The sequence below is a fragment of the Solilutibacter silvestris genome (genome assembly GCF_002895945.1).
Taxonomy (GTDB): domain Bacteria; phylum Pseudomonadota; class Gammaproteobacteria; order Xanthomonadales; family Xanthomonadaceae; genus Solilutibacter; species Solilutibacter silvestris.
The window spans coordinates 1,010,830-1,024,554 of the sequence record NZ_NPZB01000001.1; the positions used below are offsets into that span (position 1 = coordinate 1,010,830).

12 protein-coding genes are annotated in these 13,725 nt (G+C 65.1%); 8 read left to right on the forward strand and 4 right to left on the reverse strand.

Annotation, left to right across the window (positions count from 1 at the left end; translation table 11 throughout):
* The first annotated feature begins 1 nt into the window (after nucleotide 1).
* The 5 genes from Lysil_RS04595 (at nucleotide 2) to lpxC (ending at nucleotide 5,611) form a co-directional block, all read left to right on the forward strand.
* Entirely contained in the window at nucleotides 2-949 is a 948-nt protein-coding gene (locus Lysil_RS04595; protein WP_240600292.1) for a D-alanine--D-alanine ligase, read from the forward strand.
* Entirely contained in the window at nucleotides 946-1,812 is an 867-nt protein-coding gene (locus Lysil_RS04600) for a cell division protein FtsQ/DivIB (protein ID WP_103074350.1), read from the forward strand. The genes Lysil_RS04595 and Lysil_RS04600 overlap by 4 nt, the downstream gene beginning before the upstream one ends.
* Nucleotides 1,809-3,053, forward strand: coding sequence for a cell division protein FtsA (gene ftsA / locus Lysil_RS04605; RefSeq protein ID WP_103074351.1), 1,245 nt, complete (start codon nucleotides 1,809-1,811; stop codon nucleotides 3,051-3,053). The genes Lysil_RS04600 and ftsA overlap by 4 nt, the downstream gene beginning before the upstream one ends.
* Nucleotides 3,054-3,194: 141 nt before the next feature.
* On the forward strand, nucleotides 3,195-4,457 hold the full coding sequence (ftsZ, locus tag Lysil_RS04610; protein ID WP_103074352.1) for a cell division protein FtsZ: 1,263 nt from the start codon (nucleotides 3,195-3,197) through the stop codon (nucleotides 4,455-4,457).
* Between the two features lie 230 nt (nucleotides 4,458-4,687).
* Nucleotides 4,688-5,611 (forward strand): UDP-3-O-acyl-N-acetylglucosamine deacetylase, encoded by a 924-nt coding sequence (gene lpxC, locus Lysil_RS04615; RefSeq protein ID WP_103074353.1) that lies wholly within the window; start codon nucleotides 4,688-4,690, stop codon nucleotides 5,609-5,611.
* 46 nt (nucleotides 5,612-5,657) lie between these two features.
* Here the strand turns inward: lpxC and Lysil_RS04620 are convergent, their stop codons facing one another.
* Nucleotides 5,658-6,176, reverse strand: coding sequence for a DciA family protein (locus tag Lysil_RS04620; RefSeq protein WP_103074354.1), 519 nt, complete (start codon nucleotides 6,174-6,176; stop codon nucleotides 5,658-5,660).
* Nucleotides 6,177-6,284: 108 nt separating this feature from the next.
* On the opposite strand from Lysil_RS04620, the gene Lysil_RS04625 reads away from it, so the two are divergent.
* The 3 genes from Lysil_RS04625 (at nucleotide 6,285) to Lysil_RS04635 (ending at nucleotide 10,994) form a co-directional block, all read left to right on the forward strand.
* Nucleotides 6,285-7,217 carry a M23 family metallopeptidase gene (locus tag Lysil_RS04625; protein WP_338064159.1) on the forward strand — a complete coding sequence of 311 codons (933 nt, stop codon included), beginning with the start codon at nucleotides 6,285-6,287 and terminating at the stop codon, nucleotides 7,215-7,217.
* Between the two features lie 94 nt (nucleotides 7,218-7,311).
* Complete coding sequence (secA, locus tag Lysil_RS04630) at nucleotides 7,312-10,044, forward strand: preprotein translocase subunit SecA (RefSeq protein ID WP_103074356.1); 2,733 nt, start codon at nucleotides 7,312-7,314, stop codon at nucleotides 10,042-10,044.
* 8 nt (nucleotides 10,045-10,052) lie between these two features.
* Nucleotides 10,053-10,994, forward strand: coding sequence for a Nudix family hydrolase (locus Lysil_RS04635; RefSeq protein ID WP_103074357.1), 942 nt, complete (start codon nucleotides 10,053-10,055; stop codon nucleotides 10,992-10,994).
* Here Lysil_RS04635 and coaE read toward each other — a convergent pair.
* Genes coaE through Lysil_RS04650 form a run of 3 tightly spaced genes read right to left on the reverse strand, consistent with a single transcriptional unit; the run spans nucleotide 10,991 to nucleotide 13,697 of the window.
* Nucleotides 10,991-11,611, reverse strand: coding sequence for a dephospho-CoA kinase (gene coaE, locus Lysil_RS04640; RefSeq protein WP_240600110.1), 621 nt, complete (start codon nucleotides 11,609-11,611; stop codon nucleotides 10,991-10,993). The two genes, Lysil_RS04635 and coaE, sit on opposite strands and share 4 nt — an antisense overlap.
* 13 nt (nucleotides 11,612-11,624) lie before the next feature.
* A complete protein-coding gene (locus Lysil_RS04645; RefSeq protein ID WP_103074359.1) occupies nucleotides 11,625-12,491 on the reverse strand; it encodes a prepilin peptidase in 867 nt (288 codons plus the stop codon).
* A gap of 3 nt (nucleotides 12,492-12,494) precedes the next feature.
* A complete protein-coding gene (locus tag Lysil_RS04650) occupies nucleotides 12,495-13,697 on the reverse strand; it encodes a type II secretion system F family protein (protein WP_165782426.1) in 1,203 nt (400 codons plus the stop codon).
* Between the last annotated feature and the right edge of the window lie 28 nt (nucleotides 13,698-13,725).

Consider the following 13,725-nt stretch of genomic DNA (forward strand, 5'->3'; position numbering starts at 1 on the left):
CATGATTCGCGTGCCCGCGCTGCGCACCACTGATCCCGCCGTGTTCGGACGCGTCGCCGTGCTGTTGGGCGGCACCAGCGCCGAGCGCGAAGTGTCGTTGAATTCCGGCGCCAACGTGCTGGCAGCGCTGCGTGCGCGCGGTGTCGATGCACACGCCATCGATGGCATTCCGGCATTGGTCGAACAACTCGCGGCCAAGCGTTTCGATCGCGTGTTCAACATCCTCCACGGTGGCGACGGCGAGAACGGCGTGCTGCAGGGTTTGCTGCAAGCATTCGCCATTCCGTACACCGGCCCCGATGTGCTCGGCAGTGCGCTGACGATGGACAAGGTCCGCACCAAGCAGGTGTGGCTGGCGGAAGGCTTGCCGACCGCGCGTTTCGTGCGACTGCCGCATGGTGCCGATGTCGCGACTGCGGTGCGTGAGCTCGGCTTCCCGGTGTTCATCAAGCCATCGGCGGAAGGATCGAGCGTCGGCGTGTTCCGCGTGATGGGCGAAAGCGATCTCGCGCCTGCCGTCGAGTTCGCGAAAACCTACGATGGCGAACTGCTGGCCGAACAACTGGTGGCTGGGGGCGAATACACCGTCGGCATCCTCGGCGACATCGCGTTGCCATCGGTCAAGATCGTGCCGCCGGGCGAGTGGTACGACTACCACGCCAAATACATTTCCGATGACACCCAGTACATCTGCCCGGGATTGTCGGGCGATGACGAAGCAGAGATCCGTCGTCTCGCGATGGCCGGGTTCCGCAGCGCCGGCTGCAGCGGCTGGGGCCGCGTCGACGTGATGCGCCACGCCGATGGCCGTTTCGCGTTGATGGAAGTCAACACCGCGCCGGGCATGACCAGCCATTCGCTGGTGCCGAAGGCGGCAGGGCAGGTCGGCATCGATTTCGCGGAACTGTGCTGGCGCATCCTCGAAAAGACACTCGGAGGTGCGGCATGAGGAATCTGCTGCGCATCCTCGCTGGCCTGCTGGCAATCGGCGTGATCGTGCTGCCGGTGGTTGCCGTGCTCAACGGCTGGATCGGCGTCGAACGCTTCCCGTTCCGTCGCCTGCGCATCGAGGGCGAACTCAACCCCGGCGATGCCGCTGAAGTGCGCGCCACGCTGGCGCCGCTGACCCGCCGTGGCTTCTTTGCCACCGATCTGCACAAGGCGCAGGCCGCATTGTCGACGTTGCCGTGGGTCGCGCATGCGGAAGTGCGCAAGCGCTGGCCCGACGAGATCGACGTCAAGGTCGATGCGCAGCGTCCGTTCGCCTATTGGGGCAAGTCGCAGCTGGTGTCCGACAAGGGCCTGCTGTTCCCGCGCAACGATGGCATGGTGCTGCCCAAGGGCATGCCGCAACTCGATGGCGACCCGCGCAATGTCGCCGACGTGCTGGCGCTGTACGCGAAGTCGCGCGAATTGTTCGCGGCCACCGGCATCGGCGTCAACACGCTGGCGCAGGACCGTCGCGGCAGCTGGAACATGGTGTTGTCCGACGGCACGCAAGTCGTGATCGGGCGCAACGATGCCGAAGCGCGCATCGAACGCTTCGCCGGCTTGATGCCGCGCCTGGTCGCGCAACAGGGGCGTCCGCTGCAACGCGCCGACCTGCGCTACACCAATGGCTTCGCGCTGGTGTGGAGCGGCGCACCCGCCGCCGGCGATCGCAAGCCTGGTGCCGCCAAGCCCGCCGCACCGGAAACGACACCGGCGCCTGCATTGCCGGCACCGCTGCCGCTGCCGACACCGATCGCATTCAACGCGGACACATCCCGCATTCCGTTCCACGTTCCACTCATGGCGTACCGCATCTCATGAATCGCAAAGGCGACAAGTCGCTCATCGTCGGACTCGACATCGGCACCTCCAAGGTGACGGCGTTGGTCGGCGAATACTCACCGGGCAATCCGATCGAAGTGATCGGCCTCGGCACCCACGAATCGCGCGGATTGAAGCGCGGCGTGGTCGTCGACATCGAATCGACCGTGCAGTCGATCCAGCGCGCGGTCGAGGAAGCCGAACTGATGGCGGGTTGCGAAATCCGCTCGGTCTACGCCTCGATCACCGGCAACCACATCCAGTGCCGCAACTCGCCGGGCATCGTCCCGCTGCGCGACAGCGAAGTCACCTACGACGATCTCGAACGCGTGCTCGACGCCGCCAAGGCCGTCGCCATTCCCGCCGACCAGCGCATCCTCCACGCCATCCCGCGCGAATACGTCCTCGACGATTCCCAGGAAGGCATCCGCAATCCTGTCGGGATGAGCGGCGTGCGCCTGGAAGTGCATGCCCACCTGGTGGTGTGCGCGCAATCGGCCGCAACCAACATCGTCAAGTGCGTGCAGCGTTGCGGTTTGCAGGTCGATGAACTCGAACTGGCATCGCTGGCGTCGGCCACTGCGGTGCTGACCGAAGACGAACGCCAGCTCGGTGTTGCCTTGGTCGATCTCGGCGCCGGCACCACCGATATCGCGGTGTTCGTGCAGGGCGCGATCTCGCATACGGCGTCGCTGCCGATCGCCGGCGATCACGTCACCAGCGACATCGCCCACATGCTGCGCACGCCGACGCCGGAAGCCGAACAGATCAAGGTGCGTTACGCCTGCGCGCTGGCGCAGATGACCACCGCGGAAGAAACCATCCAGGTGCCGAGCGTGGGCGATCGCCCGCCGCGGCGTTTGCCGCGACAGACGCTGGCGCACGCGGTGCAGGGACGTTACGAGGAAATCTTCGAGATGGTGCAGGCGGAACTGCGTCGCTCCGGGTTCGAGGAACTGGTGCGCGCCGGCATGGTGCTGACCGGTGGTGCCGCGAAGATGGAAGGCGTGGTCGAACTGGCCGAGGAAATGCTGCAGATGCCGGTACGCATCGGCATTCCCCAGCACGTCACCGGCCTTGGCGAAGTGGTCGGCAATCCGGTGCATGCCACCGGTGTCGGCCTGCTGCTGATGGGCGCGCAACACGAACAGCCGCGACGTTCGCGTCCGCTGCTGTCGGGCGGCGGTCGCGCTGGCGGCTTCCTCAACAAATTGAAGGATTGGTATCGCGGCGAGTTCTGACGCGATAGGCAAGTGCGGCATCGCAACACGCAACACGTGGCAAGGCAACACGAAAGAAGCAGTGCACTACAACGCCGGAGGAGTCACGGGAGGCGCATCCCGCCGATGGCATCGACAAGCAATCAAAGCGAGGGTAACGACATGGCACAGTTTGAATTGGTTGAACGGATGACCCCGAACGCGGTCATCAAGGTGGTCGGCGTGGGCGGCGGCGGTGGCAATGCCGTGGCACACATGGTCAACAGCAACATCGAGGGCGTGGAATTCATCACTGCCAATACCGATGCACAGGCGATCAAGAACTGCGGCGCGAAGATGCAGCTGCAACTCGGCGGCAACGTCACCAAGGGCCTCGGCGCAGGCGCGAATCCGGAAGTCGGCCGCCAGGCTGCGCTGGAAGACCGCGAACGCATCATCGAGGCGCTGCACGGTGCCGACATGGTGTTCATCACCGCCGGCATGGGTGGCGGTACCGGCACCGGTGCCGCACCCGTGGTCGCGCAGCTGGCCAAGGAAATGGGCGTCCTCACCGTTGCCGTGGTCACCAAGCCGTTCCCGTTCGAAGGTCGCCGCCGCATGCAGGTCGCACTCAAGGGCATCGAGGAACTGTCGCAGCACGTCGATTCGCTGATCACGATTCCCAACGAGAAGCTGATCACCGTGCTCGGCCGCAACGCGACGATGGTGCAGGCGTTCCGCGCCGCCAACGACGTGCTGCAGGGCGCCGTGCAGGGCATCGCCGACCTGATCGTGCGTCCCGGCCTGATCAACGTCGACTTCGCCGACGTCCGCACCGTGATGTCCGAAATGGGCCTGGCGATGATGGGCACCGGCCACGCGCGTGGTGATGATCGTGCCCAGGCCGCCGCCGAAGCCGCGATCCAGAACCCGCTGCTCGACGACGTCAACCTGTCCGGCGCCAACGGCATCCTGGTCAACATCACCGCCGGTCCCGACTTCACCATGGCCGAGTTCGACGAAGTCGGTCGCACGGTGGAGCAGTTCGCCGCCGAGGATGCAACCGTGGTCATCGGTACCGTGCTCGATCCCGACATGCAGGACGAAGTGCGCGTCACCGTGGTCGCCACCGGCCTCAACCCGGTCAACGCCGGGCGCATCGCCCCGCGCCACGAATCGCGCGGTTACGACGCCGCGCCGCAGCGTCGCCCGCAGGTGGAACTGGTGCGCGAGCGTCCCAAGCTGGATGGCACCACCGGCCTGCCGGTCGATGCCATCGGCGGCAACGAGCCCTACAACCCGACGCATTCGATCTCGTCGGTGTTGCGCGGTCGTAGCCAGGGGGCAGCCAGCGTTCCGGCCGACAGCGGCCCGGCGCCGGCGATTGCCGACCTGCCGAGCGATTACCTGAACATCCCGGCCTTCCTTCGCCGTCAGGCGGATTGATCGTCCGGAGCTTCTGACCGGCCGGCTTCCGCCGCTGCCCCACCTCCCTCGCGGGCGCGAGGAAGTCGGTCGGTCGGCTTGATCCAATCCCCGCCAGCTGCGCCGCTGGTGGGGCTTCTGTCCCCGACACTTATATTCAGGTTCAGCACCCTGCGTGTTAATCTGAACCGCTGCGTCAACCGCGAAGCGGTCGGCGCGTCTTTACTTTTCATGGTCGCGACCGCTTCCGCATGATCCGCCAACGCACATTGCGAAACGTCATCCGTGCGACCGGCGTCGGCCTGCACGGCGGCGAAAAGGTCTTCCTGACCCTGCGCCCGGCGCCGGTGGATACCGGCATCGTGTTCCGTCGCGTCGATCTCGAGCCGGCGGTCGAGCTGCCCGCGCGAGGCGATCTGGTCAGCGAAACCATGCTGTGCACCGGGCTCGCCCGTGACGGCGTGCGCGTCAACACGGTGGAACACCTGATGTCGGCCCTCGCCGGGCTCGGCATCGACAACGCCTGGATCGACCTGTCGGCGCCGGAAGTGCCGATCATGGATGGCTCCTCCAGCCCGTTCGTGTTCCTGCTGCAGTCGGCAGGCATCGTCGAGCAGGACAAGCCGAAGAAATTCATCCGCATCACCAAGCCGGTGGAAGTGATCGATGGCGACAAGCGCGCCGCGTTCACCCCGCACGATGGCTTTCGCCTCGATTTCACCGTCGATTTCAACCATCCGGCGATCCCGGCCTCGCTGTCGCAGGCGGTGGTCGATTTCTCGACCGCCAGCTATATCCGCGAAGTCAGCCGCGCGCGCACCTTCGGCTTCATGCGCGATCTCGAATTCATGCGCGAACGCAATCTCGGCCTCGGCGGTTCGATGGACAACGCCATCGTCCTCGATGAATTCCGCGTGTTGAACGAGGATGGTCTGCGTTACGCCGACGAATTCGTCCGCCACAAGATCCTCGATGCCGTGGGCGACCTCTATTTGCTCGGCCATCCGGTACTCGGCACCTATACCGGCCACAAGTCCGGCCACGCCCTCAACAACGCGCTGGTGCGCCAGGTCCTGGCCACCACCGACGCTTGGGAACTGGCCACTTTCGAAGATGAACCGGCGGCCGACGAGGCCCGTCGCCCGGCTGTTTATGGGACGTACGTCCCGGTTTGAACCCCGGTTTCGAGCGATCCCTTAACACGCCGGGTCGCCATCACCCCTAGGATGCATCCTCCGGACGAGGCGGGCGCCGTGCGCGCAGCCGATCGGCCCGGGATGGCTTGGGCGCGTTTACATCGTCCCGGTCATCGGCAGGCCCCTGCGCGATCAGCTCGCGCGCGGCGCGCAGCGCGGAGCGCTCACTGCCGGAAGAAGATCCAGGGAGTGGCGAACGTACTGCCACCCCCGGCTGCGTGGGCATCCGCACAATGCGGACCACCAGTGCATCCACGGCCAGCCCGAGGGAACGGGCGGCATCGAGGATGGCATCACCGGACAGGCGCAGGCGACTGCCCCAGGCCGGGCCATCCACTGCATACACCAGGCGGTTTCCATCGACGTTGGCCAGCCGCGCATGTGCGGCCAACTGCAACGGCAAAGCGAGGCGCAGCTGGTGATCCAGCGACGTCAGCCACTCGGCCCGCTTCAGCGGATCGGCGGCACTCCCGGCCAGAGCTGCCTGCCAGGCGCTCGGGATGGCACGGGATGGAGCTTGTCGAGGACCGCGTGGTTTGGACATTTCGGAGATGACGTGAAGAAAACAGGTTCAGGCTATAGGGCCGTCCGCCACTTTAAACGTCCCAGCGCGAGCCGGGGCTGGGTGCGCAAGGATCCGGGATACCGTTTCATGTTCCACCCGCGGATGCATGCCGTTTCGGCGCAGCCGGGCCTGCGTGCGCGCTTGCATGCCGCCACGCAGCGCCTGCTGGCGCGTGGTGGCCAACGGCTGTCGCGCAGCCCGTATCGAACGCTGGCGGCAGCACTGATGGTGGGCCTGATGACCGGTCTCGGCGCGATGGCGGCGTTCCAGCATGCCGAAGTGGTCGCGCAGACCGCCGGCACCGAGCAGATCCGCCACGATGCCCAGCGCGAGCTCAATGCGATGTCGGCGCGACTGGCGGAACTGCAGGCGCAGGCGACCCGTCTCAACGCCGTTGGCCAGCGCCTGGTCGACGCCAGCGGCCTGCAGGGTGGCGAATTCAACTTCTCGGCGCCGGTCGGCCAGGGTGGTGGCGGTCCCGCCAGCGACATCAGCCCGGCACAGATGCGCTCCGGCCTCGATGCCGTGCAAGGCCAGTTCGACAGCGCCGGCAGCCAGCTCAAGGTGCTCGATTCGCTGCTCGCCAGCCGCACCGCCAAGGGCAGCCTGGAACATGCGATCGCGCCGACCGCGCACAGCTACGTCACCTCGACGTTCGGCGAGCGCGCCGATCCGTTCGGCGCCGGTGCGCAGTTCCACAAGGGCATCGATTTCGCCGCCCAGGTCGGCGACCCGGTCTATGCCGTGGCCGATGGCGTGGTCAGCTTCGTCGGCCAGCGCACCGGTTACGGCAACGTGGTCGAGGTCGATCACGGCAACGGCTACGTCACCCGCTACGCGCACAACTCGCGGTTGCTGATGAAAGTCGGCGACTTGGTCCGCGCCGGCACCGAGATCGCCAAGGCCGGTTCCACCGGGCGTTCCACCGGTGCGCACGTGCATCTGGAAGTGTGGAAGGACGGTGCCTACGTCAATCCGGCGCCCTTCCTCGCCGGCCGCAGTTCGGTGAAGCGCGGCTGAGGGCTTGAGGGCGGGGAAGTCCGCCCCCAGCTACAATGTCAGGTTCCAAAGGGTGCTTTGGTGCCCTTTTTCCGTTTTCGAGCCCGACGATTCCATGTTCAACCGACTCCTCACCAACGTTTTCGGCAGCCGCAACGAACGACTGCTCAAGCAACTCGATGGCATCGTCCGCAAGGTCAACGCGTTCGAGCCGCAGATGCAGGCGCTCTCCGACGATGCGCTGAAGGCCAAGACCCAGGAATTCAAGGATCGCCACGCCAAGGGTGAGTCGCTGGACAAGCTGCTGCCGGAAGCGTTCGCGGTGTGCCGCGAAGCGTCCGTGCGCGTGCTCGGCCTGCGCCACTACGACGTGCAGCTGGTCGGCGGCATGGTGCTGCACATGGGCAAGATCGCCGAGATGCGCACCGGCGAAGGCAAGACGCTGGTCGGCACGCTGCCGGTGTACCTCAACGCGCTGGAAGGCAAGGGCGTCCATGTCGTCACCGTCAACGACTATCTGGCGCGTCGCGACGCCGCACAGATGGGCAAGCTCTACAACTGGCTGGGCCTGAGTGTTGGCGTGGTCTTCCCGGGCATGCCGCATTCCGACAAGCACGCCGCGTACGCCGCCGACATCACCTACGGCACCAACAACGAATTCGGTTTCGACTACCTGCGCGACAACATGGCGCTGGCGAAGGAAGACCGTTTCCAGCGTGGCCTCAATTACGCGATCGTCGACGAAGTCGATTCGATCCTGATCGATGAAGCGCGTACGCCGCTGATCATCTCCGGCCCGGCCGATGACTCACCGGAACTGTATCTGCGCGTCGATGCCATCGTGCCGCGCCTGAGCCGCCAGGAAAAGGAAGAGGGCGTCGGCGATTTCTGGGTGGACGAGAAGCAGAAGCAGGCGCATCTGTCCGAAGCCGGCCAGGAACACGCGGAAGACCTGCTGCGCGCCGCCGGCATCCTCGGCGAAGACGACAGCCTATACAACCCGCAGAACATCCATGTCGTCCATCATTTGAACGCGGCGCTGCGCGCGCATGCGATCTACCAGAAGGACGTCGACTACATCGTGCGCGATGGCGAAGTCATCATCGTCGACGAATTCACCGGCCGCACGTTGCCGGGCCGTCGCTGGTCGGATGGCCTGCACCAGGCGGTGGAAGCGAAGGAACGCGTCGACATCCAGCGCGAGAACCAGACGCTGGCGAGCATCACCTTCCAGAACCTGTTCCGCATGTACAAGAAGCTGGCCGGCATGACCGGCACGGCGGATACGGAAGCCTACGAATTCCAGAGCATCTACGGCCTGGAAGTGGTGGTGATCCCGACCCATCGCGACATGATCCGCAAGGATTACCCAGACCTGGTGTTCCTCAACCGCGCCGGCAAGTTCCGCGCCGTCGCCAACGAGATCCAGGAAGCGCACAAGAAGGGCCAGCCGGTACTGGTCGGCACCACGTCGATCGAAGTGTCGGAACTGCTGAGCGAATACCTCGGCAAGTTCGGCGTGGCGCATGAAGTGTTGAACGCCAAGCAACACGAACGCGAAGCGCACATCGTCGCGCAGGCCGGTCGTCCCGGCGCGGTGACCATCGCCACCAACATGGCCGGTCGCGGTACCGACATCGTGCTCGGCGGTTCGCTGGAATCGGAACTGTCCGACCTCGAAGCCGCCGGTACGCCGGCCGACGAAGCGACGCTGGCGCGCATGAAGGCCGAATGGCAGGAGCGCCACAACAAGGTGGTGGAACTCGGTGGCCTGCACATCCTCGGCACCGAACGCCACGAAAGCCGCCGCATCGACAACCAGCTGCGCGGCCGTTCCGGTCGACAGGGCGATCCGGGTTCGTCGCGCTTCTACCTGTCGCTGGACGACAACCTGATGCGCATCTTCGCCGCCGACTGGGTGCAGAAGATGATGGAGCGCATGGGCCTGAAGGAAGACGACATCATCGAGTCGCCGCTGGTCACGCGCCAGATCGCCAACGCCCAGCGCAAGGTCGAGGCGCACAACTTCGACATCCGCAAGAACCTGCTCGATTTCGACGACGTCAACAACGACCAGCGCAAGGTGATCTACCAGCAGCGCGACGAGTTGCTGGAAGCGGAATCGATCAAGGACAACGTCGACGGCATCCGCAACGACGTGGTGGCCGACACGGTGCACCGCTACGTGCCAGTGGACTCGATGCACGACCAGTGGGACCTCGAAGGCCTGCAGTCGGAACTTGCCAACGAGATCGGCCTGCAACTGCCGCTGGTCGAGGAGATCGGCAAGCGCGAGGACGTGGAAGCGTCCGACGTCGAGGACGAAGTGCAGAAGGCGGTCGAACGGCACTTCGTCGACAAGGAAGCCGAAGTCGGCAGCGACACCATGCGCATGATCGAGAAGCACCTGATGCTCTCGGTGCTCGACCAGAACTGGAAGGAACACCTCGCGCGCATGGACTACCTGCGCCAGGGCATCCACCTGCGCGGCTTCGCCCAGAAGCAGCCCAAGGACGAGTACAAGAAGGAAGCGTTCCAGCTGTTCACCGACATGCTGGAATCGGTCAAGCGCGAAGTCACCACCACGCTCGGTCGCGTGCGCATCCGCAGCGAGGAAGAAATCGCCGCGATGGAAGCCGCCGAGCGCCAGCAGGCACAGGCTGCGGCGCAAAACATGCAGTTCCAGCATCCCGACATGGGCGGCTACGGCGCCGACGCGGAAGCGCGCGCGGTGCAGCAACAGGCACTGCTGGCCAATCCCGATGCCATGGCAGCGATCGGTCGCAATGATCCGTGTCCGTGCGGGAGTGGCAAGAAGTTCAAGCACTGCCACGGCCAACTGGCCTGATCGCAGGGATGGAGCCGATCCACGTCGTCGCCGGAGTGATCCGCGACGTGCGCGGTCGCATCCTGCTGGCACGCCGCACGCAAGGGCGCGATCTTGCTGGCCTGTGGGAATTCCCGGGCGGCAAGATCGAGCCGGGCGAGACGCCGCAGCAGGCACTGCAGCGTGAACTGCGGGAGGAGCTCGGCATCGAGGCGACCGTCGGCGGTCCGCTGATCGCGGTACCGCAGCACGCGCCGAAGGCGTTGATGCTCGATGTGTACGAGATCAAGCACTATCGCAACGCGCCGCGCGGGCTCGATGGCCAGGCGCTGGCCTGGGTGCCGCCGGAGAAACTTGCGCAATACGCCATGCCGCCTGCTGACGGGCCGGTGGTGGCGGCGTTGTTGCAGCCGGATCGATTGCTGATCACGCCGGAACCCGTCGATGGCGATGCGTGGTTGCGTGCGCTTGAAGCCTCTGTCGAACGCCACGGCATCCGCCGCGTGCAATTGCGTGCGCCGTTGTTCGCGACATCACATCCCGACGATTGGCGGCGTTTGGTTGAACAGGCGTGCGCGTCGCTGCGCGGGCAGGGCGTTGACGTCTGGATCAATGGCGATGCCGGACTTGCGCGCGAATTCGATGCCGGCCTGCACCTGCGCTCGACGCAGCTGTCGTCGCCTGCGGCAAGCGAGTGGAGCGGCTTGCGACTGGCGGCGTCCTGCCATTCGATGGCGGAATTGCAGGTGGCAGCGGGATTGCGTTGCGATTTCGCGTTGCTGGGGCCGGTGAAGGAAACCCGCAGCCATCCCGGTGTCGTTGGCATCGGTTGGAACATGTTTCGCGATTTGCGGGCGCAGGTACCGGTGCTGCCGGTGTACGCACTGGGCGGGTTGGGTTCCGCGGATATCGTGGAGTCGCGTCGCAACGGCGCGCAGGGGATCGCGGCGATCAGCGCGTGGAACGCCTAAGCCGCGGCCAATCCCCGATACAACCGATCCAGCCTGTCTGCAGCAACATCCAGATCGCCAAGCGTCCCGGTATTCGTCACCACGTCGTCGGCGATCGCCAGCCGCTGTGCGCGGTTCGCCTGTGCGGCGATCATCCCGTCGACCAGCGCGGCATCGATACCGTCGCGTGCCAACAGGCGCATGCGCTGCAATTCCACCGGCACGTCTACCACAACGATGCGATCGAGCCAGGGATAGGTCGAACGTCCGCCGCCCTCGGCCAGCAATGGAATCGCGACCACCGCATACGGCGCAGTCGCCGACATGCAGGCGTCGTGCAAGGCGCGACGGATCCGTGGATGGGTGATCGCTTCCAGCGCCTTGCGTTGATCGAGATTGGCGAAGATGCGCCGGCGCAGCATCGCGCGGTCAAGTTGGCCATCCGCCTGCAACACGTCATTGCCGAAATGCGCAGTGATCTCGGCAAGCGCAGGTTGCCCGGGTGCGACGACCTCGCGTGCGACGAGATCGGCATCGGCAAGAAATGCGCCGCGCGCGTGCAAGCGATCCGCCAGCGCCGATTTGCCGGAAGCGATGCCACCGGTCAATCCAACGCAATACATGTCCTGGCGCGGCATGGCGCTAGTGGCCCTAGGGTTTCAGCCCGGTCAGGCGCATGTAGGCATCGATGATCTGCCCGCCCCACATGAACACGATCCAGCCCGCCAGCGCCAGGTATTGGCCGAACGGCAGTGGTGTCGCCTTGTCGCGGCCTTGCACGGCCAGCAGGATCGACCCGATCACGGCACCCAACAGGGAGGAGATCAGCAGCGTCGGCAGCAGCGCCTTCGATCCGCACCACGCGCCGATCGCGGCCAGCAGCTTGAGGTCACCGCCGCCCATGCCATCCCTGCCAGTCGCCTGTTTGTACGCCCACGACACGATGTACAGCGACACATAGCCCCAGGCCGCACCGAGGATGGCGGCCTTGGCCGGCACATAGAGATGATCGGCGGAACCGATCAGGCCCAGCCACAACAGGGGCAGGGTGAGTTTGTCCGGCAGCAGTTGGGTGCGGACGTCGATGCCGGACAGCGCGATCAGGAACCAGCTGAAGATCAGCGCGCCCCAACCCTGCCAACCGAAGCCGAAGCGCCAGACGCAGGCCAGCGACAGCACCATCGTCAGCAATTCCACCAACGGATACTGCAGGGAAATCGGTGCGCCGCAATGGCGGCATTTGCCGCGCAGCGCGATCCAGCTCAGCAGCGGGATGTTCTCGTACCAGCGCAGCGGCGTCTTGCAGTGCGGGCAGTGCGAGGGCTCCACCGCGATCCCCGGCGGCGCCGGTTCATAGACGTCGTCCACGTCAAGTGCTTCGCGGGCGTCGCGCTTCCACTCCCATTCCATGCGCTTGGGCAAGCGCAGGATCACCACATTGAGGAAGCTGCCGGTCGCCAAGCCCAGTCCGGCGATCAGCCCGTAGCCGAGCGCCGGCTGGGTGTCGAGGTAGGCCATCCGTCAGCCGACCACCGATGCCAGCTTGAAGATGGGCAGGTACATGCCGATCACCATGCTGCCGACCAGGATGCCGATCACCACCATCACCAGCGGTTCGATCAGGCTGGACAGCGCATCCACCGAGTTGTTGACCTCTTCCTCGTAGAAGTCGGCGACCTTGTACATCATGGTGTCGAGCGCGCCGGCCTCTTCGCCGATGGCGGTCATCTGCACCACCATGTGCGGGAACAGGTTGGTCTGCTTCATCGCCACGTTGACCTGGTAACCCACCGCGACATCGTCACGGATGCGCTTCACCGCATCGGTATAGACCATGTTGCCGGTGGCGCCGGCCACGGAATCCAGCGCCTCCACCAGCGGCACGCCGGCGGCGAAGGTCACGGCCAGCGTGCGCGCGAAGCGCGCGATCGCGGAATTGTTGAGGATGGTGCCGATGATCGGGATCTTCAGCGAGACGCGATCGAGGAAGTGCTGGAACTTGATCGAACGCTTGTAGAACCAGATGAAACCGAAGATGCCGCCGGCAATGGCGATCAGGATGATCCACCAAGTCTTCACCACGATCCGGCTCATCGCCACGATCATCTTGGTGAAGGCGGGCAGGTCGGTGCCGAAGCTCTTGAAGATGTCCTCGAACTGCGGCACCACGTAGACCAGCAGCACGCCGCTGACCAGGATCGCCACCGCGATCACCATCGCCGGGTAGAACAGGGCCTTCTTGATCTTGCCCTTGATGGTTTCGATGTTTTCCTTGTAGCTGGCGATGGTTTCCAGCACCACTTCCAGCACACCGGCGCTTTCGCCGGCACGAATCAGGTTGCGGTAAAGCTCGTCGAACTGGATCGGGTGCTTGCTCAGGGTTTCGTACAGCGACGAGCCGCCAGAGATGTCATCGCGCAGGGCCATCACCAGTTTGGTCATCTTCGGGTTCTTCTGCCCGCTGCCGATGATCTCCAGCGACTGCACGATCGGCACGCCGGACTTCATCATCGTCGCCCACATGCGGCTGAAGATCGCGATGTCCCTGGGGGTGATTTTCCTGCCGGCGCCGCCGAATAGTGGCTTGGCCTTGGGCTTGACCACATCGGGAACGATGCCCTGCTTGCGCAGCTCGGCCTTGACCAGCGCCTCGTTCTTGGCGTCGATCTCGCCTTTCATCACCACGCCACGCTTGTCCTTCCCTTTCCAGGTGAAGGTCTTCATGGCATTGGGATCGGGTTTCGCCTTCGGG